We start from the raw sequence: 22,110 nt of genomic DNA, 5'->3' as shown, positions 1-22,110 counted from the left end.
GAGCAACGCCTACGGCGCAGAGCTAATGGTACGCAAGAAGTCGGGCAGGATGAGTGGTTGGATCGGATACTCGTTATCGTGGACGCGAAGAAAGTTTCCCGATACCTATATCAATTTTGGGAATTGGTATTACCCGCGGTGGGATCGCCGCCACGACTTTGTTGTTGTCAGCACCTACGAAATCAACGACCGCTGGGAAATCTCCGGACAATGGAAATACAACACCGGACAAGGCTACACCCGCGCATTGGGAACCTACACGTACCACATCCCGGAATATCCGAGCAACTTCTTTAATTCGGAAAATCGCCGAATGTTGTTCGGCGCTGAGAATAATTATCGCTTCCCCGCCGATCACCGATTGGATCTGAGTGCGAATTACAAACACCAGTTCTTCGGTCTACCGGCTATTCTGAATATCAGTATCTACAATGTGTATAGTCGCCGGGCGATTTATTATCGCGACTACAACACCGATGAAAATCCGGTCGAGGTTACGGATGTGAAGTTGCTTCCCATCCTGCCAATGGTCGCATACGAAGTGAAATTTTAACCGGATTCGAGGAACATCATGAAAACGATATATATAAAGTACACCCGGTTCTTACTACCACTCCTCTTTCTGTTTGCCGCTATCGGTTGCGAGAACCAACCGACGGAAGTGTCGGACTATACGCCCGAACCAATGCTGCATGCATACTTGTCGACGGGCGAATTATTCAACGAAATCAAACTGGAATGGGTCGATAAAAACATTGGTGGTGTGTACAGCCCGGAAGCAAATGGTATCACAGGCGCCGAGATTCAGATTTATCCGTTGCGGGACGACTACGGTACCGTCATCGATAGCGCAGGAAAAGTGGTTCGCTATACCGACAAAGCGGGACGGGCTGGCGCTTATGTCACCAATAGTACCCAACTTGTTCAACCGCTCACGTGGTATCGATTAATAGCTATAAAATCAGGAGTACTCGAACTCACCGCCGAGACAATGACACCTGATACATTTGACCTGTATTTTTCCGATCCGGCACTGCAGGCAGTAACCGATGTCAGACCTGCCGATTCGCTGCATTTACCGATACAGTACCCACGTTACAATCGGGAGATGAATTTAGTCGACATCAGTTGGAGCGATGCGTGGCGGAATATCAATTACAACTCGCGGCCGCGCGGCGGTTATTTGTTCGGACAAATGTGTCTGGTTGCACCGGATAGTTTGATTCCACTCGATCCCGATTGGGATCCCAACGATCCCGACGACGAATTGACCGAAGAACAACGGAATGAGCGGGCGGGGATGATGTTTGTTACCGACTATCAACGTTCGCTTTCGCTGTTTTGGGGATTCTTCACGTTCTCGGGACCACACCGGCTCGATGCAATGGCAGTATCCTACGAATACTACCGTTACTTGTTCTCGACGTGGAACTCGGATGGCACCGAACGCCCGGAAAGCAATGTCCATGGCGGTCTTGGTTGTTTCGGCGCATATACCCGACACTATGTATTCCTGGAAATGGTGCGCGTTACTCGGTAGTTTTTGCTGACTTTGCAGGGGTGTTTTATAACGCCCCTGCTGTTGCATCCGGTATTACCTTCCTGTACATTTTCGGTATTATGCGCAACCCCCTTCGCATCCTTTTGATACTCCTTCTGCTCGTATTCGCATCGTCTGCGAGTGAGAAGAAGATGCGCTCACTCGAAGATAAATTTGCCCGATTCGCCCGAAAGTTTTACGCCGAAGAGAAGTATCAACTCGACCATGTCGAGTTTCCGTTCCATTACGAATGGACCGATGGCGATTCGACCTACAGCATTGAGATGGAACGCGAGAGTTTCCCGCTTCGACTCAATACCGATGGTAATTTTGGCTTTGCTGAGCAGATATCAGTGACGGTGGAGGTGTCGGAAGATACATCTCGGTACCTGATTGAAGGGTATGAGAGTTGTATCTACGAAGATTACTACTTTTTGTACGATGGGATAACCTGGCGGCTGGTGAAGCTGTTTGTGAAAGCGTATTGACCATCGTCAGGTCAGTTTGTGGTTGAACTAAACTGCCAGCGATGGACTGGTATTTTCGTAGAAGTTGCTACGGGAAAGCCGCTGAAAAAGCCCGGCTTGACTCGGGGTTAATTTTCCGTTACTTTTAGCTCGCTCAACTATTTGGACATGGGCCGCTAGCTCAATTGGTAGAGCAGCAGACTCTTAATCTGTCGGTTCGGGGTTCGAGTCCCTGGCGGCTCACGTAACGGTCATCGCACAGCGGTGACCGTTTTTTTGTTTTCCATTCCGTTTAAGTAGTATCGGTGCCCGCAGAACTGCATCTCACTCTACGACATCGCGTTCGGCAATTTGGGGACCCTTGTCCGTCCAAGCGATAGTACAGGAGCTTGTATGCGGATCATGCTCGAAAAAGAGTCGCCAACCTTCTTTTGCCGCAATCGGAAGTAACACTTTTTTCTCATCAATTGTTTGCATCGGGAACAGGTCATACCCCATCACCCACGGAATTGGCAAGTGTGCGCTGGTGGGAATCAAGTCACCGCAGTACCACACCGCATCATTCCCTTCACCGACCCGTACCGTCTGTTGTCCGATGGTGTGTCCATTCGACACCGTCACGAAAATTCCCGGGAGGATCTCGGTTTCCCCATCGACGAGATGAAGTAGTCCCGCCTCTTTGATGGGTAGAAAATTTTCCGGGAGGTAGCTCGCGCGATCTTTTTCATTAGGATCGATAGCGTGTTCCCAATTTGTCCGTTGTACGTGGAGCGTTGCATTAGGTAGCGTAGGGATGAGTTTCCGATTCGCGTCGTACATCGTCGCGCCACCGACATGATCGAAATGAAGATGGGTTGTAATAATATCCGTCACCTCTTCCGGCCTAATATTCTTCGCGGCTAATGCGGTTACCAACGGGTGCATGGTTTGTTCGATATGATAGAGGTCGAGCAGTTTCGGCGACCATTTCTCTCCGATACCGGTATCGACCAGAATCGTCTTCCCGCCGCCGCGAATTAGCATCGCGCGTAACGCGAGTGGTATCCGGTTCATCTCATCGGCGGCGATTTTATTCTGCCACATTACCTTCGGGACCACGCCGAACATCGCACCGCCATCAAGGGCAAAGGTGCCGGTATCCAGTATTTCGATGGTATAGGAGCCAACTCGGGTCATGATTCATTTCCTATCGGAGGGTTGTACTTGAAACATCCAGTCACAAAAAGAGTGGTACGTGAATCGCCCCGGCAATGTAGGGAGATTTGTAGAGTTGGTGTTTTTGTGGGGGTAGCGGCGGACTTCCACGTCCGCCCGACAATAGTAGAGACAGGCGTCCTCGCCTGTAACAGATTTGACTTTTGGTGGTTGCGGGCTTCCAAGCCCGTTATTTTGTAGGGGTACTGACAGGTCTCCCGACCTGTATAAAAAAAATGCAATTCTGGAGAATCGCCAGTACCCAAATAAGTGCTGGGTGATGGGTGTTGGGTAGGGGCGAACCTTGTGTTCGCCCTTTTTTATGGTGGTTACAGGTCTCCAGACCTGTATGATTGGAACAGAAACAGCGAAGACAGGATTGGAATCCTGTACCACCACACCGTAGGACAGACCACAGAAAAGTCTGTCCACCTACATGGGCGACCCAGAGGGTCAGCCCCTACGGACGGGCTTGGAAGCCCGTAACCACCACAAAAAAAATTCAATCCCTACTCTACTTTCTTCACTATGGGTCGTGATACTTGCCCACCTAATCGCTGCAATACCACCTCTTCCGGTGTACCAATGGAAAATTCCCGCACTATCCGGTCAAACGTATCACTATCGCCGATCCATGCCCGCACCTCATAATACATCGCCGGGGAATGGGTCACGACCAAAGCATGGGTGTAGGAAGTTGCATTAGCACCAAACGTTCCCGCGAGGAAATTCCAACCGTAACTCTCCTGTGCCCGGAAGAACACGATATAACGTTCCACCGTGATTGCTTGCCCATAGATATTGGTATCGACCCGTGCCCATGTGAGATTCGCATTTTCACCAATAGTCGTGATAGCAAGATTGCCCGGCGCTGCCGGTTCGGGATATTGGATTGTGAAGTTGGCATCGGAAGTGTCGGAAAGAATTGGTTCGGCAAGCGTCGTTATCCGAATGCGGGTTGCAGTGGATGTTTCACCAGTCACCAACCACGGAACAAATCCGGTATTGGCAACGGAATCAAACAACGTCACCCAACTCCCAGTTGGATATGTACGTTTCAAATCAATCCGCATCGCACCGGTATTGAAGCCAATCCAACGCAAAGTATCAACCGTTCCCGCCCGGAATATTTCATTACCATTGGGACGAGTCACTCTCACGAATTGCGGTACATCGGCACTCCATGTCGCACCGTAGATCGTGCCGTTAGCACCATTCGGTACATCGTTATATGCAGTAGTTCCTGCACCTTCATTGAAACGCCAGTAGCCGACTAAGCTGGGCTCTGTACCAGTAAGGGATGAGTACATTGTTGATTGAATTTCGGATTGGGAACGGGCGGTATTCCAGATTTTTAACTCGCTAAGATTTCCTCGAAAGTAATAAGGTAACGCGGTACCTGGGAGCATTTTCCCAATTTTTAGATCTGACGAAGTTGTAGTTAATGTATTCAAATCCCTATTAGCTGTGGTTAGCTCTTCACCATCAGCAATTATTTTTAATAGTTCTCCGTCATATACAACTGCAACATGATGCCAACAATCATCTGCCACGAAATGATCGGTTCTAACATCCCCAGAAAGATTTCCAAAGAAGTTGAGTGTTCCATTTTGTAAGTGTAGACCAAATGCACTGCGCTCAAATGCAAGTGATCCCCAAACCCATAAAACAGGCGCAATAGTATCAATTTGATTGGTTTTAAACCAACACTCAACTGTTCGTTGTGAATTTCCCATTGGCAAGTTGTTGTTTGATACACTTGCAGAATCATTTACACCATCAAAAGATAGAGATTTTACAAAAGGCGCACTCGATTGGAAAACTCGAAACCCCGCGCTTGATGTGTCACTTACTGCGGGATTTGTTAAAGAAGTAACTCGAATCCGAGCAGTTGGAGTAGGTGGTCCAGTGACAGTCCACAATTCTTGCCCATCATTTGGAGTATCAGCAAACAATGTTTCCCATGCCCCAGTTGGATAATTGCGATTCAGTTCGATATTCACATTACCTGTGAATCCGACACTTGACCACCGGATGGTGTCTTGTGTTCCAATTCGGAAAGATTCTCCTCCGTTAGGACTAACAAGTGCAACAACATGGGGAATATCTGTACTCCAAGATGCTCCGTAGATCGTACCATTTGCACCACCGGGAACATCGTTGTATGCGGTAGTGCCAGCAGCCTCATTAAAACGCCAGTAGCCGACTAAACCGGGCTCTGTACCAGTAAGGGAAGAGTACATTGTTGATTGAATTTCGGATTGCGAGCGGGCGGTGTTCCAGATTTTTAACTCGCTTATATGTCCATCAAGAAATTCGTATGCTGTAAAGGGATTTGTGCTTTTTCCAATCAGCAAAGTTGATCCAACTGTGTTCAAGTTTTTGTTTGAACTTGCGACAGCATTTCCATCGCCATACAGTACTACTTGCGTTCCATTGTAAGTAACACAAACATGATGCCACATATTATCGGCAATGTAGAAATTTGATGTCATGTCATTGTCGTGACCGACAAAGTCGAGATTTCCATTAAAACTAAATAGATTAAATCGTTGTGAATTGGTCGCTGTACCGTAGAACACGAGAGAGGTGAAATGTTGCACTGATCTAAGTTTTACCCAACACTCAACAGTTCTTGCTGTATTGCCGATTGGTAAACTACCGTCAAAGCATTCCACATAATCGTTAACACCATCAAACAAAAGTGAATGAGTTTGCGCGAATAGTGGACTTGCAGTCAAAGTGAACAAAAGCACTACAATAGTACAGGAAAGAGCTTTTGAATTTTTCATAATTCTGCCTCCAAAATTGAGGTGAAGTGAATTGGGGTGTGGTTTGTTTTAATGAACATTTATCTAATTGGAAAAGATAGTAAAACGTAAAGCAATTCGATTCGCAGAGCAAGTGGATTTGGGGAGAATAGAATTTTGGAGTAGGGGCAGACCCTTTGGGTCGCCCAATCTTGTCAGGCAAGAGTGCCTTCGGTGAGCCGCAAGGCGGGTTGCCTAACCTCCAACTCATTGCTGAGATCGCCACGTCGTCCGCCGTTCGGCGGACTCCTCGCGAAGTCAGGCAGGGTTCGGTGGTTACGGGCTTCCAAGCCCGTTCTTTTTTGTATGGGTACTGACAGGTCTCCCGACCTGTATAAAAAAAATGCAATTCTGGAGAATCGCCAGTACCCAAATGTGTTAGGGCGTATGCCATACGCCCCTACCGACGGGCTTGGAAGCCCGTAACCACCAATAAACGCAGACATGATTACGAAACGTGAGCCCTTCGGGGTTGTCCGCGCTACAGAAAAAGGGCGGACATGGGAGTCCGCCCCTACTTTCGGGCGTGATAAATCTCGCCCCTACACCGTAGGACAGACAATCTTGTCTGTTCACCTACTCGGGCGGACATGGGAGTCCGCCCCTACCCAACCAGTAAAAAAATTATTCGAAGATGCTGACGATGTAGTAGGAGATTGCGCCGACGAGCGCGGAAGCGGGTATCGTGAGGATCCAAGCGATGATGATGTTGCCAGCGAGTCCCCAACGGACTGCCGATGCGCGCCGGGTAGCGCCTACGCCCATAATTGCGCCACTAATGGTATGGGTAGTGCTGACCGCAATTCCGCCGAATGCCGTGACGAGCAGTGTGATCGCGCCCGCCGTTTCAGCACAGAAGCCGCCCGACGGTTTCAGTTTGGTAATTTTCTGACCCATCGTTTTCACAATCCGCCACCCCCCAAACAAGGTTCCCATTGCGATGGCGAAATGCGATGAAAGAATCACCCAATAGGGTACTTCAAAGGTGTCAAGAAATCCGGCAGTGACGAGCAAGGTAGTAATAATACCCATCGTCTTTTGCGCATCATTAGTACCGTGTCCCAAGCTATACGCCGCCGCCGATACCAACTGCAATTTCCGGAACACATTATTCGATTTTGTAACGGAACGCCCCCGCATAATCCACATCACAATCGCCATCAGGAGAAATCCCATCACCATCCCCATCAATGGTGCGATGAAGATGAATAGGATCGTTTTGGTCCAACCGTGATACAGCACCACATCAAACCCGGCCCGCGCGACTGCCGCGCCAGCATACCCGCCGATGAGCGCATGAGACGAACTGGAAGGGATACCGAACCACCAAGTGAGGAGATTCCAAACAATCGCGCCCAGCAGCCCGGCAAGTACGACATATTCATTCACCGCCGATAATTCGACTAATCCCTTACCAATCGTTTTTGCGACATGGACATCGAACATAAAGGCGGCGACCAAGTTGAAAAATGCCGCCCACATCACCGCCTTCCGCGGCGTCAAGACGCGGGTGGAAACGATGGTCGCAATCGAATTGGCAGAGTCGTGGAATCCGTTCAGGAAGTCGAAGACTAACGCGACAAAGATGATAAAGATGACTAAGGTTAACATGATGCGCCAGATTACGCGTGCTTAATCAGTAAAGTTTCGAAAACGTTAGCAACGTCTTCGCATTTGTCGGTAGCTGTTTCGAGCGCAACGAAAATCTCTTTGAGTTTGATGATCTCAATGGCATTCGGTTCGTTATCGAAGAGATCGGCAATTGCCCGTTGGAAAATCGAGTCGGCGGTATTTTCGTACTCATTCACCTTTTGGATTACCGCTTTGAGCGCCTCCGGTTTAGAAAAATTGCGCAACATCGGAATGCCGCGCGTGAGTTCCATAACCGATAGATGGAGACACTCCATCAATTCGAGCATCGCCGGTGGACAATTATTCACCTTGTAGAGATGAATCCGGCGGGCGCTGCCATCGATGTAATCGAGGATGTCATCCAATTCCGATGCGAGCATATGAATATCTTCGCGGTCGAATGGGGTGACAAACGTCCGGTTCAGCTCTTCAAATACTTGGTGGGTGATATTGTCGCCAGCATGTTCGCATTCGGAGATTTTCGCGATAAGCTGCTCGCGTTCGCCCGGCAACGCGCCGGGGAGTTTGCAAAGCAACGCCGACGCGGTAGCGATGGTGTTGGCTGACTCTTCGAAGAAGGTGAAAAAGTGCTCATCGTGGGGGAGCAATGCCTGTAGAATCCGGTCGAGTCGCATGGGTTCACTCAGGTTAATTGTGTTAAGAAATCGTTAAGAGTTTACAACAAAACCCGCCGCTTTCAAAATGGTATTGGATTTTTCAATACCTTAGCGACGGGGGTGATTTATCTTAACAGAATCTTAACATTTACCTATTGGTTTGTGCAAAACGATGCGACCCGACCAATGTCGTGTCAGAGATTATTCTTCGTTATTGGGGGACTCGTGTTTGTGTTTGTGCCGGACGATACTTCCTTCCACCAAATAAATCACATCTTCGGCGATATTTGTGACTTGGTCGGCACAGCGTTCGAGGTAGCGTGAAACCGATAGCAGATGGAGCAACGCTTCCGCTTGTTCGGGGTGTTCGGTGATGATCTTGGCGACGGTGGGGTAGGAGTCGCGGTGCATCTGGTCAACTTCATCGTCGAGCATACAAACTTTGACTGCCAACGTCGAATCGCGATTGACCAATGCATCGAGACTTTTTGCCAGCATCTGTTCGACGGTCCACGCCATCCGTTTGAAGTCGACGGGATATTCCAACGGGGGATACTTCATCAAGTCGAGTGATCGTTGCGCGATATTGACAGCGAGATCGCCGATTCGTTCGAGATCGTTATTGATTTTCAATACTGCAATGACAAACCGCAATTGATACGCGACCGGTTGATACAGCGCGAGAATTTTCAGGCACTCTTCTTCGACCAATACTTCGCGGATGTCCACTGTGGGGTCGGTATGAATCACCCGTTTTGCTGGTTCTGCGCTACGGGTTAAGAGTGATTGCATCGCATACCGCAAACTCTCCTCGACAATGGTTCCTACTTCGAGAATGCTCTTCTTCAATTTTTCGATTTCGCGATCAAGATGATGCACGGTTATATCCTCACGAAATTTCTCGTTATCTCAGCTTTGTAGAAATTGCTGCGAACTCCCTATAAACTTCAAAACCGGTTCAACTAAAACCAACATAACTTTACCTTGAACCGGAAAACAAAAAAAAAGAAAAATCATCCGAATCTGCCTTGGATGTAATCTTCGGTTTTTTTCAGGCGCGGATTCTGGAATAGTTGGTCAGTCGCGCCGAACTCGATGAGAACCCCTTCGTAAAAGAAGGCGGTGAAGTCGGAGACCCGTGCCGCTTGTTGCATGTTATGGGTAACGATGACGATAGTGTACTTCTCGCTCAAGTCGGCGATTAAATCTTCGATGCGGGTGGTGGCTTGGGGGTCGAGCGCCGATGCCGGTTCATCCATCAGGAGAATTTCCGGCTTCACGGCGAGCGCGCGGGCGATACACAACCGTTGTTGCTGACCGCCGGAGAGACCAAGCGCATTGCGGTCGAGGCGGTCTTTCACTTCCTCCCACAACGCCGCTTGCTTCAAACTGGTTTCGACAATTTCAGAAAGAATCGTACGGTCGCTGATGCCGTGAATACGAGGTCCGTAGGCGACATTATCGAAAATCGATTTCGGGAACGGATTTGATTTTTGGAAGACCATGCCGACTTTGCGGCGAAGGGCGAAAATATCAGTGGTCGGCGCGTAGATATCGACGCCGTCGATTTGAATCGAACCGGTGAGTCGGGTACCGAGAATTAAATCGTTCATCCGGTTCAGAGTGCGGAGAAACGTCGATTTACCGCACCCGGATGGTCCGATGAGCGCAGTGACTTTATTCCGCTCGAGCTGCAAGTTGATCGTATGCAGCGCTTGGGTCGCACCGTAGAAAAAATCAAGATTGGCAACTTCGATTACATATTCGTTGGTCATGGCTTTCCATTACTGACAACACTCGCTTGGTCGGGAACCACTCCCCGGTACCCAACGGACCAAAGGTCGCGAACAATTGTTAACATTCTGTGAGGATTCTTTTCTAAGATAGGGAATTTCGCTTGAAATCGGGAAAATGCGTTACTACTTTCTTAATACGAGAAACTCGCTTGCCAACTCAGGGAGGGTAAACCCATGTGTTCCACCCGTATGTTTTCTGCTACCGTTCTTCTAACGTCAACGCTATTTCTCTGCTCCGCTACCTTCGCGCAGGATAGTTTGGGGGTGAGACGACTATCAAGTGTAGCCTGCCCATACAATGTTACGTCGGTAACTGTAAATGGAGACTTTGCATACGTTAGCGGGAGCTCAGGGCTCCATATTTTTAACATCGCAAACCCCACTCAACCGCTTGAAGTTAGTTCCTTTGATACAATAAGCTCAATAGCATGTTCAGCAATAGACGGGGATTACCTCTATTATTGTAGCGGTAATGTTATGAGATCACTGGATATTCATAACAGGCTAACACCCATCGTAATCGATTCAATCATACAACCCAGAAGTCAGAATTATCGATGTATGGTGCAGTCCGGAAATTCTATCTTTGCCTGTACCGAAGCTTTTCTTACCAAAACTGTAATATCAAATGATCACCGCCTGAATAATTCTATCGTCACGAGCACTAATAGCCCTTGCTCGATTGCTTTACATGATAGTATCATCAGTTTAGTCTGTCGAGATACTTATGTAGGTGACAGCGTTTATAGTATTGAAGTACATGATGTCAACAGACAACTAATCCAAATCAGTGGTATCGCAAGCACCTCGCCATTTTTTGCTGTTGCTTTAACGGATAATCAACTTATTGCAAGTACCATGATGGGTTTGAGCGTTTTTGATCTGTCAGTGCCATATCTCAATGTTGTTGGGAGGTTTCCTATTCAGGGAATTGCCTATGATGTTCGATTTTCAGGTAACTTAGCTTTCGTAGCGTCAAGCACTAGTGGCTTAAGGATAATCGACGCTTCAAGCCCATTAAATATGCGAGAAATAGGGTATTATTCACTCCCGGATAACCAAGGAATTCGAAAACTAACTCTTACTGATTCAATAGCTTTTGTCTATGGTGCTAATAGTTTTCATATTTTCAGTTTTGCCGATTGTGTTGCTGTGAATGAAATCAATAATGCAAACTTACTAAGAAAGTTCTCCCTTCACCCCAATTACCCCAACCCATTCAATGCGACCACTACCATCGAATACACAATTCCGAAAATGGGAAAAGTCGATTTAAAGGTATTCGATATCACCGGTCGGGAAGTGGCAACCCTCGTAAATTTCCATCAGAATCCGGGATCGTATCAAATCAAATTCGATGGCACAACCCTCGCAACTGGTACATATTTCGTACGATTGCAATCGGGTGAATTCACACAGACTAGGAAGATGGTTCTTCTAAGGTGAAAGGTGTAGGGTGTAGGGTGTAAGGTGATGGGGGTTGGGCAATCGGCAATGGGTGGTGGAAAGTAGGGGCGTATGGTATACGCCTCTCTTTTTTTATGGACAGACAAGAGTGTCTGTCCTACGTTGTAGGGGTTCGGAATTCGGGATTCGGGGATCGGTAAAATATGCGTGGCCGCGACATTCCTGTCGCGGGACAAATGGGTACTGACAGGTCTCCAGACCTGTAAAAAAAGGGCGAACATAGGGTCTGCCCCTACTATCGATTGTCGTTATCAAAAAAAAGGGCGAACACGAGGTTCGCCCTTACTCAAAATCAACAGGTCTGGAGACCTGCCGCTACCCAACACCCATCACCCAATACCCAACACCCAGCACCTATTCCATCTTCATATTCGAGGAATGGCCCGGCTGAATTTTGTCTTTCGGATTGAGGTAGTGTTTCGCATTATTCACGGCAATCGCCGCTTCGCTGAATCCGGTGGAAATCAAGCGGATTTTTCCGGGGTGGTAAACGATATCGCCCGCCGCAAAGATTCCTGGGATATTCGTCGACATATCGAAATCAACTACGACGCCATTCCCGCGAATCGCCAATCCCCATTCTTTAATCGGTCCTAAATTGGTAAGGAATCCGATAAAGCAAAGAATCGCATCGACCGCAATCGTCTTTTCTTCACCAGTGACATTATTGACGATGGTCGCCGCCTCGACATGTTCGTCACCGTGAATCGTCTTCAATTGATATTCGACATGAACATTCGCTTTGGTGTTCAATAATTCGTTAACATTCATCTCATGGGCTTGAAACTTTTTCATCAGATGAATTAGCGTCAACTCTTTAGCATGGGGTACGAGCGTCAAACCCCAATCGATTGCACTATCGCCACCGCCAATGATCAATAAACGCTTCCCGTGAAATTGTTCGGGGTTGTGGACGACGTAATACACGCCGCGCTCTTCGAGTTTCTGCGCGTCCTGTAAATCGAGTTTGCGGGGCAGAAACGCGCCCAATCCTGCCGCAATCAACACACTGCGAACCTGCAGCGTATCACCGTGGACGGTTGTTAGGGCAAACCCTTCGCCAGCGGGCACCAGCGTATCGATACGGGTATTCAGCCGCACTTCGGGCTTGTAGCGTACCGATTGCTCGTGCAAGTTGTTCACCAACTCTTCGGCAAGAATCGCCGGGAACCCGGGAACGTCGTATATCTTCTTTTTGGGGTACAGCGCTTGCAATTGCCCGCCCGGTTGTGGCATACTATCGAAGACGATTGCTGACATCCCGCGCAATCCGGCATAAAACGTCGCATACAAACCGACCGGTCCCGCTCCGATAATTCCAATATCGACGGTCATCGGGGACCCAGCCGCTGCGGAGTCGGACATGTTAATTCTCCTGGTAGAGGTAGCGGTCGAGTTCGGCTTGTAACAACAGTTTGTGTTTTGCCTCTTCGTTGGCAAGTTCGAGGAACATCTTACGTGTCGCAGGATTGGTCATCTGCTGCGCTAGTTGAAAATAGATTTTCTCCGCGTCGATTTCATGATGCAATGCCCATTGAATTGCTTCAACCGGTGTCGCATCGGGTGGGGGGGTATCCATAAATTACTCCTTCTGGTTCGACAAAAAGTAACATGTAGAACGTAACTCCACAAACGGAGGATGCTTTCTTCAATCCGGTTGCAGTTCCGATGCATCCGAATTACCTTCTCGAAGGTTTGCACTATGAATGTTTTCTATCGTACCATTGGAACTTTGCTGGTTTTAGTAACGGTGTCTTTAGCCAAACCGTACGTTGTTTATCCGGTTAATGGCTCGCCGTTCGAAGCCGATTCGGTGTTCCAATCGAGGGACTCGGTGTTCACTCGGGGCGAATTTGGCGCTCGGAGTTTCATCTGGAGCGATTTGCTGGAGATTATCGAACCGGAAGGAACATCGCTTCCTCGTCCCGATATCGCGCCGGTTCCAGGCAAGAATCCAGTGGTCACGTCGCCGGGTCTTCCGGCAGTAAAACTGAAATCGATGAAGATGCGCCCCTATGCCAACTGGGTAATCCCCTCGGCAGTGGTGATGGGATTCGGGGTGTACAATGTTTTTCAATCGCGGTCGCACTTCAACCGGGCAAATGAACTGGAGAATGCTGGAGAAGATCCGGCACATGAACGCTCGGTCGGCGAGAAAATGCGCGGATTTGGATTGGCGGCGGCATTCATCGGCGCGGCGGGCATCGTGTTCGCATTAACACCAAAAGAAGTACATAAACCGGTATTTATAACTCTGGATCATTCTGGAACAACTTGGGTAGGCATACAGTATGAGATCGAGGTTTTGGGAATTCTGGACTGATCCGGACATTGCGCCGGAAATCAAACGTGGCCGCGATCAACTGAAAGCAGTTCTGCTGATCGGATTTGTCTTTGCATTAGCTGGCGGGTGGGCGTTATACCAATTTGTACTACGTGACCGAAAAGCTTTGGTAATCGTCGAATCCGAACCGCGTGGTGCCGTTGTACAAATCAATGGCATCAAAATCGGGGTAACGCCGTACGAGTTTCGCACCAACAGCTTTGGCAAATACACGATAAAAGTAACCATGCAACACTTTGTGTGTTCTCCAGAGTCGCTGGTAATCGACGTTCAAAGAAAATCGAAATCATTCGCCTCCTTTCGCTTGATCCCGGGCGATCCAAATACAATGACTGAGACACCCGTCGCTCAGCAACCGGCACCGCGCGCTGCTTTACCTTCGGTTTTTAAGCGTGGCGTTCCTCAAACGAATCCAGTACCGGAGCGAGGTCTCGGTGAGCAGGAGTACTTAAAGTCATCAGAGGAAAACCCGCGTGTAATCGATGCGAAATATGCATCGGTACGAATCGAAAGCGATCCCTCCGGCGCTGAAGTATGGATCGACAACACACCGACCAGTAAGCTTACCCCGCATGTTGCAACATTGCCACTGGGGATCCATCGGATTGTCGTAAAGAAAAGCGGCTATCGCGCCATCGACGGCGAACAAATTGTTTCGCTGGCAACGGCGAGTTCAATGCAAAATCTGTTGTTTCAGTTGGTGGCGGAAGCACAGGCGACTCAAGGCAGAGCATTCGTCAGTACCCGCCCGATCAATGGTAAAGTGTTCCTTGACGGCTCTTTGCGCGGAACAGGTGAAGTCACGATCGAACCGCTCGCGTATGGTGAGTACACCCTCTCGTTTGGCGCTGTGGAAGGATATCGCACCCCGGCTCCGGTACATGTCTCGATAACTTCTGGTAATTCGGTTGCAACAATCGTGGGAACCTACGAACCGTTATTGTCCTTAGTGGTTTCTATTGACAATCAAGGCGGCGTGAGAAGCGGCGACGCATCAATTCTTTACGGTGTTTATGCCGATGGGAATTTCACTACTGACAATGCGAATGGTCCACAAAAGAAATATTTCAAAGATGTGAACTTCTGGTCGTGGGAGTTGGGATATGGCTATCAGAACCGCAACCCTGCCGGTTCCGATGCGATTGAGCTTCGCTTCGTTCTACCGGATGGCATCGATAAGAATAACCTTAAGCTGCGACTGTTCGGTTATGCGACCAATCGTTCCTATCCCTTCACTGTCAGCGGTAAAACCCGAATTTCGGTTGAATTAAACGGGAAAACTGTTGCAGGCGATGTTACACCGACGCGTAATCTTGATCGGGAGGACCCCCCGGGCTTTGACGAGTGGCGCATCGGCAACTGGTTGCAAGCCGGTGAAAACCGTTTAATTGTTCGCACCAGCAGCAGCTCGACCGCAGTGTATCTGCTTAGCCGGATCGTGATCTTGTAATTCACAGTAAACGCAATTTGTGAAAATGCCCGTTTTGCAACGGGCATTTTATCATTTGGTCGAGTTCATTAAACAATCTACAATGTGCTACTGTTTCGTCGATGGCGGCGGCGGTAAATTCATCCGAACGGGTACATCGACTTCATCGGTCGATGCCCCATTGAATGCCGTTACCCGATAGTAGTACTGACCGGCAACGCCCGTATCGGTCCATTCGGTGTAGGCGATATGCACTTGTGCACGGAAGTTTTCCGGTGATGGTGTAAAGTACGGATCCAAACTACGGTATATCTTGTAGTATGTAATATTTTCCTGCACCGGCGCCCAAGACAGGGTGAACCAGTTGTTGCTAAACGATGCGCCAAGAATTTCCGGTGCTGCTGGCGCGGTCGGCCAACCCGTGATGTTCACATTATCGACGAATAGATTACTTCCGCCGCCATTAACACCACAGAATCCGATACTGACTTTCACTTGCCCCAATACTTCCGCTGGGACTTCGATTTCCGCGTGACCCCACATCCCGCCGATACCGGGATAAGTAACCGACCCGCCAACGCCTGCGATCAGGGTGGTCTGCTGGTTGCCGCCAGATGCGTAGCGTTGCCAAATCGCTTCCGAGCGGAATCCGTCATTTATCACATAACAGATTTTGAGGGTATCGTCATTTCCAATTAATGCAACATAGGACCAATCGAATGAGAGCGTTAACGTCGGACAACCAACTGTGTAAATCGGCGGCGTCCAAAGGATGTCAGCGGAACCGTTGGCAAACGATTCGATGAACGGCATTTGCGCACAGCCATCGTTTGAGTTTGAACCGTCATATCGTCGCCAAGTTGTGGGAGTAAAATCCTCGTTTTCGATACGCCATCCCCGATCCAATGCGTCGGTCCGGCTGAATGTTTCCGTATATGGCAACACCATGTACGTATAAACATCCAATGTGCTTGACGGATTTGAAGGAATCGAATACTCCGGTCCTGTCCAAGCGGTGGTGGCAAACCAATAATCATTCGACGATTCTAATCCATTGACTTCAATAAAGGGACCCCACTGTGAAAGGGTTTGCTTTACCTCAGCTATTCCAAGCGTTCCATCCGGTTGAAGATACATCCCGGTAGTAAACTCAAACACTGAGTAACGGGTTGTATCGGGACTCGGTACTACGGAACTCCGAATTGTAAACGAACAAAAGTTTGTTCCCTCGGCGAACCGCTCTGGTGGTTGCGGTGCCGCACAAGCGGTCCAAGCCTCGACTTCCGTGTACTCTGAACTAATCCCCGCCGCATTAAATGCATAAACCCGCAGGTACGTGAGGGTATTGGGCGTCAGGTTCGTAAACAGAAAATCGGTGACATCGGGTCCAACGGTTCCCAATAACTCATAGTTAACACCGTTACCGGAAACCATACCAAAGAAACCCCATTCGTTGTTGGCGTTATCAGTCCAATGGAGGCGATAGCTGGTATCCGTTCGCTCATCGATGTATCCACTCGAAGGCGCCATCGGCGGTGTGATTCCTTCGATTTGAATATTATCGATATAGAGATTAGCACCCCATCCATTGATCATCTTGAACGCGAAACGAAGCGGTGCTTGATTTATTGCACCTGCTGGCAGCAGAATGTCAGCATGTCCCCAAGTTCCCCAAGTCGCCGGAGCGTTGGAAGAACCACCAGTGCCTGCCGCGAGTGCTTCCCATCCAGTACCGTTGGAGTACATGGTTGCCATGGGAACCATATTCCCTACGGAACCGAGAACGTACCCAACCACCAACGTATCGACATAACCCGGATAAGGGGTATAGCTCCAATCGAAAGTCAAGTGTGCAGTAGTTGCGCCACTGGTATTGAAATATGGCGATAGGAAGTAATCGACTTCTCCGACTGCTTGATAATTGTAACACTCGATCTTCATACTACGGTTATCATCCGGCAGCGTATGACTCACCCAAGTCAAACCGGCATCGAATCCCATCACCTGACAATCCGTTGGTGGGAATATCATTTCATCGAATCCCAGTGTATAAGGCAAGGTATTATTCGGACGAATTTCCGTTGCTGCTTGTTGGGAAATGACACCCCATTGATTGTTTATAAGCGGGTCGGTTGACCAAGGAATCGAATAAAACACTAACGATGTACCGGGCAAAAACCACTTAACCGTTATTGTTCGCGGTGCCGAGACAAACGGAGTTGCACCGAGCGTTCCATCCTCTTGAACGTATTGATAGCTTCCTTCGGCTGGGAAATATGCTTGTAATACATAAGTCCCATTCGATGGGTTTCCGATTGCCTCTTCACTCCGCGTCGTCACATCCACGGTCGTTTGAGTAATGTTCCCAACTGTCGGTGCTAACGGCTGGATCATGAATGTGCGATCATTGCAGGAGGCAAAACTATTAGAAGCATAACCATCGCGGACACTATAAATCCGGAAGTAGTATCGAGTATTAGAACGTAAACTGCCGATGTCGAACGATGTCGTATTTGCGGACGTTTCCGCACACAATTCATAATCCTCTTCGCCGGTGATCGAATAGAAAATCTTGTAACCCGTTTCGTCGGTAGCGACATCAGTCCAACTCACTCGAATTACACTGGAAGACATCGTCCAGGCGGAGCCATTGGTCGGCGCAACCGGTAGGATCGTTTGAATTATCGAAACATTGTCAAGGTAGATGTCAGGTCCATTGGGAGCGATGCCATGATTGCGTACGGCGGCAAAGCCAACCCGAACTGCGGCATGGTTCATCGCCTCACTCGGCAAGCTTATCCGGCAATGCCCCCAATTCGAAGCCGCGGGGGTTTGGGCTGAACCGCCGGTACCGGCAACCAACGCGTTTTCACCTGTACCATTGCGGGTCTTTGCCAACAACTCATTAAAGGTCTCGCCACCATCGAGCGAATAGCCGATGACTAACGTATCGTATGCGGCAATAGCACCTGGATTATAGCACCAATCAAATTCGAGCGTTGCCCCGACCCGACTCATGGTTGAAAAAGGACTCGACCAAAGGAAATAGCGATCATTGATTTCACCGGATGTCCCAAAATACATCTGTGCAACGCCATCATTTGCATTTGCATGCGTAGAGCGCTGCCATCTTTGGTGGATATTGGTTGAGTTTTGCGACCATCCCGCCGGAGGAAAGGTGGTTGTGCTGAAATGTTGATAGTAGGGAAGGTAACTGGTTGCTTCGATGTAAAAATCGGCTCCGCTCGTGTCACCTTGTGCAGGATTTGCTGAATTCACCACCCGAATCCGGGCATTGTTTGTAACCGGGTAGGTAACAGTCCAATCAAATGTGTTGGAAGATGCTGGGATATTAGCGGCGATTTGTTCCCAAGAACCTGACGGGAAATCCCGGTCAAGATGAATATTAACATTGGCTATCCCATTCGTAACAAACCGAATTGGCCAAATATCGTTTCCATAGAAATGCTCGCCACCATTTGGATAGGTCACGGTCACGGGTGCTATTGCAGTGAGAGCCCTTGCGGCATCGACACAGCCGCGACCTAATAGTCCGTTAAAGCTTGCATGATTAAACGATGCGATGTTGGTCGCAGTAGAATACAAGACCTGTTCTAATTCATCGTCCGTTAAGGTGGGCCGGTGAGCTAAAACCAATGCCGCAACCGACGCAACATTAGGGCACGCCATCGATGTGCCGTCCTTAGACGAATAGGGCCCGGTGTTGTAGGCGTTTGTTAGCAATGTTGACCAGATGCTAACACCTGGTGCTGCGATATCGACCCAAGTGCCGTAATTAGAAAAATCGGCTCGACGGTGTTGGGTTTGTAAAGCCGCAACTGCTACCACACCGTTACACGCAGCGGGATAGGTTAATGTAGATCTATTTTCATTGCCAGCCGACGCAAACACCAAACAATTGTTTCTACGGGCATAATTGACTGCAGTTTGATAAGCACTCGACGAGCCAGTTCCTCCGTAACTAATGCTTATAATTCTTGCACCGCAATTCACCGAGTATTGGATCGCCGCAGCAAAGTCGTCGTCATAGCCCCCACCCGCAAAACCACCAGTACTTTTGAGATACCCAAATCCTGCCCGCACCGCCATCGTTTTAACGTTAAAACCGGCAGAGGGAATTCCGGTGGCGTTATTGGATCTTGCCGCCAAGGTACCGCAAACATGGGTACCATGACCGTGAAAATCAGTAGGCCAATTGTCGCGGGGAGAATAATCTTCACCGGGGGCTGGCTGCATACTCGGGTGACCGCTCACACTGTGACTCATAAAGTCCCAGCCAATAACATCATCGATAAATCCGTTACCGTCATTATCGATACCATCGTTATCGTATTCGGGATCGAAGTATCCGTTGTGATTGTAATCTTCCAAGGGGTTTACCGACATTGCACCAATTAAATCCGGATGTTCCCACCAGACCCCGGTATCGATGGTAACTGCTAATGCTGTTCGATTTCCCTGCTGGTAATCCCACGCTTGACGGCAATGCATCGAATCCAAACCCCACATCCGGTTGGTAGTCATGTACGGGTCATTGGGGGTGAAGTGAGCTTCTTGAAACACCGGTAACTCAACAAATTCAACACCCTCGATATTCTTGAGTGCTTGGACAATGTCAGATATATCTACGTAACGATTTTTGTCGGCGTCCTCGAAGGGTAGAACGAACTTGTAGATCGTTTCCATTTCTAACGCAAAGAAGCTTTCATTTTTCATCGAAATCGGATCATGAGAAAAGTACGGTTCTAGTTTCGTTACCTGATGTTTCGTCATCAGCGCGTCAATTTGGGAGTTGCCGCTCGGATTGGGAATCCAACCGTCGTGTAATTGGATGAGTGTGTTATAGAAGCTCCGTGAGAACTTTACTTCGACACGGTCACCTCTCAAGTCGTCATTTGAAGCACCAAAACTATTAGTAATCATCACAAAACAAGTTAACAAGAAAATCACAAGCCGTTTCATACGACCTCCGATATTGAGATGTTGCAGGGATGGAAATGGTAGCGCCAAGGATGAGAGACAATTGGGAAAAGGTGCGCTCGTTTTGCTTTGGCAATACAGCAGAAACATTGTAATTTTATCGAAGAATGTCTCATAACCAAGAGCATAAAACTTAGACGAAACAATAACATGTGATAACAATCACAAAGTCGCGTTAAAGTGACAATTACTTGACCCTCCCTGAGATTTTTCGCAAATTAGGATGGGATAACTTCACAGCGTGTGAACCCGCCGAACCTCTTTCCTACCAAACCGGAAACCGAACACGCTCACGAATATGTCTTGTCACCGCTCTGCAGTGACGATTTCCCATGTAAGGAGAATCCGATGTCCATAACCGTCGGCGGAAACCGTAAACTTACCGTACACGATGTCGTTGCGGTCGCTCGCAATCTCGAACCGGTCGTACTCGCCCCCGAAGCTCTCGAAAAAATCAAAGTCTGCCGCGAATTTCTGAATCGTAAAGTCGCCAAAAAAGAAGTGATGTACGGTGTCAATACCGGAATCGGTGAATTGGCAGAAATCGTATTGAACGACGAACAGACCCGCGACTTCCAAAAGTATCTCGTCTTTAATCATGCCGCGGGAATCGGCGAACCGATGCCGGTCGAACATGTCCGCGCGGCGATGCTTGCCCGCATCAACGTTCATTCACAGGGTTACTCCGCGTGTCGTCCCGAAATCACGATGACCTATGTCGAAATGCTGAACAAAGGCGTGACGCCGGTCGTCTGCAATAAGGGAAGCGTCGGCGCTTGCGGCGACCTCGCACCGATGTCCCAGATTGCGCTCTCGTTGCTCGGCGAAGGGGAAGCGTTTTATCAGGGCGTGCGGATGCCGACGGCAAATGCGATGGCGAAAGCCGGGATCGCGATTCCCGGGCTTGAAGTGCGCGACGGGTTAGCGGCAATTAACGGCAGTAATTTTATCTGCTCGGTCGGATCGATGCAGATACACGATATGGAACGCTGGCTCAAACAAGCGGAAATCGCCGCCGCAATGTCGCTCGAAGCGTTGCTCGCGAATATGAAGCCGTACGATGCGCGCATTCATTCCCTCCGTGGTTTCCAAGGGGCGATGACGAGCGCGGACAATCTGCGGAAGATAATGAAGGGCTCCGACCTCACCACCGGCAAGATGAAGGTGAAAGTGCAGGATGCCTATAGCATGCGTTCGACTCCGCAGGTAATCGGTGCCGCCCGCGATCAATTACGATGGACCCGCGAACAATTTGAGATCGAATTGAATGGCATCGGCGATAACCCGATTTTTGTCGCCGGAGACGATACTGTATTGTCCGGCGCGAATTTCCAAGGTTGTCCGATGAGTCTTCCGCTCGACTCGCTCGACGCCGCCATTACTATGGTGTGTGTATTGTCCGAGCGACGGCTCAACCGACTGCTCCACCCGGCACTTAGCGTTGGTCTCCCCGCGTTTCTAACGAAGGGAGCGGGCATGTTCTCCGGGCACATGCTCAGTCAGTATACCGCCGATATGCTCATTGTCGAACAACGGATTCTTTCGGCGCCGGCAAGCATTCAGTCGATTCCCGCTGCCGCTGATCAGGAAGATTTCGTCAGTATGGGTTGGAATACCGCGCTCAAAACGATGCAGATTATCGACAATGCCTATGGCATTCTCGGGATCGAATTCATCGCGGCCGCACAGGCGCTCGACTTCCGCGAATTTACGCCGGGGCTTGGCACCATGGCGGCAAAGAAAGCGGTTCGCAACGTGGTGAATCATCTCGATATCGACCGTCCGTTGTTCCCGGATCATAACGCGATGAAGG

The 22,110-nt window shown here is 49.1% G+C and carries 16 protein-coding genes and 1 tRNA gene; 8 read left to right on the top strand and 9 right to left on the bottom strand.

Features of this window, described 5'->3' with window-relative positions:
* The 4 genes from OEM52_06275 to OEM52_06260 all read left to right on the top strand — a co-directional run.
* Nucleotides 1-553 (top strand): TonB-dependent receptor (locus OEM52_06275; GenBank protein MDK9699729.1); only part of this gene is annotated, 553 nt, incomplete at its 5' end.
* Nucleotides 554-571: 18 nt separating this feature from the next.
* Nucleotides 572-1,540, top strand: a complete 969-nt coding sequence (locus OEM52_06270; GenBank protein ID MDK9699728.1) for a DUF4249 domain-containing protein — start codon at nucleotides 572-574, stop codon at nucleotides 1,538-1,540.
* Between the two features lie 152 nt (nucleotides 1,541-1,692).
* The gene (locus tag OEM52_06265; GenBank protein MDK9699727.1) at nucleotides 1,693-2,028 is read left to right on the top strand and encodes a hypothetical protein; all 336 of its coding nucleotides are present in this window, start codon (nucleotides 1,693-1,695) and stop codon (nucleotides 2,026-2,028) included.
* A gap of 149 nt (nucleotides 2,029-2,177) precedes the next feature.
* Nucleotides 2,178-2,250: transfer RNA gene (locus OEM52_06260), tRNA-Lys, on the top strand.
* Between the two features lie 81 nt (nucleotides 2,251-2,331).
* Here the strand turns inward: OEM52_06260 and OEM52_06255 are convergent.
* From OEM52_06255 to pstB, 6 genes are all read right to left on the bottom strand, one after another.
* The gene (locus tag OEM52_06255; protein ID MDK9699726.1) at nucleotides 2,332-3,183 is read right to left on the bottom strand and encodes an MBL fold metallo-hydrolase; all 852 of its coding nucleotides are present in this window, start codon (nucleotides 3,181-3,183) and stop codon (nucleotides 2,332-2,334) included.
* Between the two features lie 527 nt (nucleotides 3,184-3,710).
* Nucleotides 3,711-5,993 (bottom strand): LamG domain-containing protein, encoded by a 2,283-nt coding sequence (locus OEM52_06250; GenBank protein ID MDK9699725.1) that lies wholly within the window; start codon nucleotides 5,991-5,993, stop codon nucleotides 3,711-3,713.
* A gap of 642 nt (nucleotides 5,994-6,635) precedes the next feature.
* Nucleotides 6,636-7,622, bottom strand: a complete 987-nt coding sequence (locus OEM52_06245) for an inorganic phosphate transporter (GenBank protein ID MDK9699724.1) — start codon at nucleotides 7,620-7,622, stop codon at nucleotides 6,636-6,638.
* Nucleotides 7,623-7,633: 11 nt separating this feature from the next.
* Nucleotides 7,634-8,278, bottom strand: coding sequence for a DUF47 family protein (locus OEM52_06240; protein ID MDK9699723.1), 645 nt, complete (start codon nucleotides 8,276-8,278; stop codon nucleotides 7,634-7,636).
* Nucleotides 8,279-8,461: 183 nt separating this feature from the next.
* On the bottom strand, nucleotides 8,462-9,139 hold the full coding sequence (gene phoU / locus OEM52_06235) for a phosphate signaling complex protein PhoU (GenBank protein ID MDK9699722.1): 678 nt from the start codon (nucleotides 9,137-9,139) through the stop codon (nucleotides 8,462-8,464).
* 134 nt (nucleotides 9,140-9,273) lie between these two features.
* On the bottom strand, nucleotides 9,274-10,035 hold the full coding sequence (gene pstB, locus OEM52_06230; protein MDK9699721.1) for a phosphate ABC transporter ATP-binding protein PstB: 762 nt from the start codon (nucleotides 10,033-10,035) through the stop codon (nucleotides 9,274-9,276).
* A gap of 582 nt (nucleotides 10,036-10,617) precedes the next feature.
* Between pstB and OEM52_06225 the strand changes: the two genes are divergently transcribed.
* Entirely contained in the window at nucleotides 10,618-11,502 is an 885-nt protein-coding gene (locus OEM52_06225; protein ID MDK9699720.1) for a T9SS type A sorting domain-containing protein, read from the top strand.
* Nucleotides 11,503-11,877: 375 nt separating this feature from the next.
* Here the strand turns inward: OEM52_06225 and OEM52_06220 are convergent, their stop codons facing one another.
* A complete protein-coding gene (locus OEM52_06220; protein ID MDK9699719.1) occupies nucleotides 11,878-12,888 on the bottom strand; it encodes an NAD(P)/FAD-dependent oxidoreductase in 1,011 nt (336 codons plus the stop codon).
* Between the two features lies 1 nt (nucleotide 12,889).
* Nucleotides 12,890-13,102, bottom strand: a complete 213-nt coding sequence (locus OEM52_06215) for a hypothetical protein (GenBank protein ID MDK9699718.1) — start codon at nucleotides 13,100-13,102, stop codon at nucleotides 12,890-12,892.
* Nucleotides 13,103-13,225: 123 nt separating this feature from the next.
* Here OEM52_06215 and OEM52_06210 point away from each other — a divergent pair, with 123 nt between their 5' ends.
* On the top strand, nucleotides 13,226-13,846 hold the full coding sequence (locus tag OEM52_06210) for a hypothetical protein (GenBank protein ID MDK9699717.1): 621 nt from the start codon (nucleotides 13,226-13,228) through the stop codon (nucleotides 13,844-13,846).
* A complete protein-coding gene (locus OEM52_06205; GenBank protein ID MDK9699716.1) occupies nucleotides 13,815-15,317 on the top strand; it encodes a PEGA domain-containing protein in 1,503 nt (500 codons plus the stop codon). The genes OEM52_06210 and OEM52_06205 overlap by 32 nt, the downstream gene beginning before the upstream one ends.
* Before the next feature lie 87 nt (nucleotides 15,318-15,404).
* Here OEM52_06205 and OEM52_06200 read toward each other — a convergent pair whose 3' ends face one another.
* Nucleotides 15,405-20,279, bottom strand: coding sequence for a S8 family serine peptidase (locus OEM52_06200; GenBank protein ID MDK9699715.1), 4,875 nt, complete (start codon nucleotides 20,277-20,279; stop codon nucleotides 15,405-15,407).
* A 366-nt stretch (nucleotides 20,280-20,645) separates the two neighbouring features.
* Here OEM52_06200 and OEM52_06195 point away from each other — a divergent pair.
* A partial coding sequence (locus tag OEM52_06195; protein ID MDK9699714.1) for an aromatic amino acid ammonia-lyase occupies nucleotides 20,646-22,110 on the top strand: 1,465 nt, incomplete at its 3' end.

It is taken from the genome of bacterium (assembly GCA_030247525.1).
Lineage (GTDB): Bacteria > Electryoneota > JAOADG01 > JAOADG01 > JAOADG01 > JAOTSC01.
The sequence above is the reverse complement of the archived record's forward strand: the minus strand, read 5'-3'. Positions and strand labels throughout refer to the sequence as shown.

Coding starts and splice junctions, on each gene's coding strand:
- OEM52_06270 (MDK9699728.1), top strand. CDS start 572: ATGAAAACGATATATATAAAGTACACCCGGTTCTTACTACCACTCCTC.
- OEM52_06265 (MDK9699727.1), top strand. CDS start 1,693: ATGCGCTCACTCGAAGATAAATTTGCCCGATTCGCCCGAAAGTTTTAC.
- OEM52_06255 (MDK9699726.1), bottom strand. CDS start 3,183: ATGACCCGAGTTGGCTCCTATACCATCGAAATACTGGATACCGGCACC.
- OEM52_06250 (MDK9699725.1), bottom strand. CDS start 5,993: ATGAAAAATTCAAAAGCTCTTTCCTGTACTATTGTAGTGCTTTTGTTC.
- OEM52_06245 (MDK9699724.1), bottom strand. CDS start 7,622: ATGTTAACCTTAGTCATCTTTATCATCTTTGTCGCGTTAGTCTTCGAC.
- OEM52_06240 (MDK9699723.1), bottom strand. CDS start 8,278: ATGCGACTCGACCGGATTCTACAGGCATTGCTCCCCCACGATGAGCAC.
- pstB (MDK9699721.1), bottom strand. CDS start 10,035: ATGACCAACGAATATGTAATCGAAGTTGCCAATCTTGATTTTTTCTAC.
- OEM52_06225 (MDK9699720.1), top strand. CDS start 10,618: ATGGTGCAGTCCGGAAATTCTATCTTTGCCTGTACCGAAGCTTTTCTT.
- OEM52_06220 (MDK9699719.1), bottom strand. CDS start 12,888: ATGTCCGACTCCGCAGCGGCTGGGTCCCCGATGACCGTCGATATTGGA.
- OEM52_06215 (MDK9699718.1), bottom strand. CDS start 13,102: ATGGATACCCCCCCACCCGATGCGACACCGGTTGAAGCAATTCAATGG.
- OEM52_06210 (MDK9699717.1), top strand. CDS start 13,226: ATGAATGTTTTCTATCGTACCATTGGAACTTTGCTGGTTTTAGTAACG.
- OEM52_06205 (MDK9699716.1), top strand. CDS start 13,815: ATGAGATCGAGGTTTTGGGAATTCTGGACTGATCCGGACATTGCGCCG.
- OEM52_06200 (MDK9699715.1), bottom strand. CDS start 20,279: ATGAAACGGCTTGTGATTTTCTTGTTAACTTGTTTTGTGATGATTACT.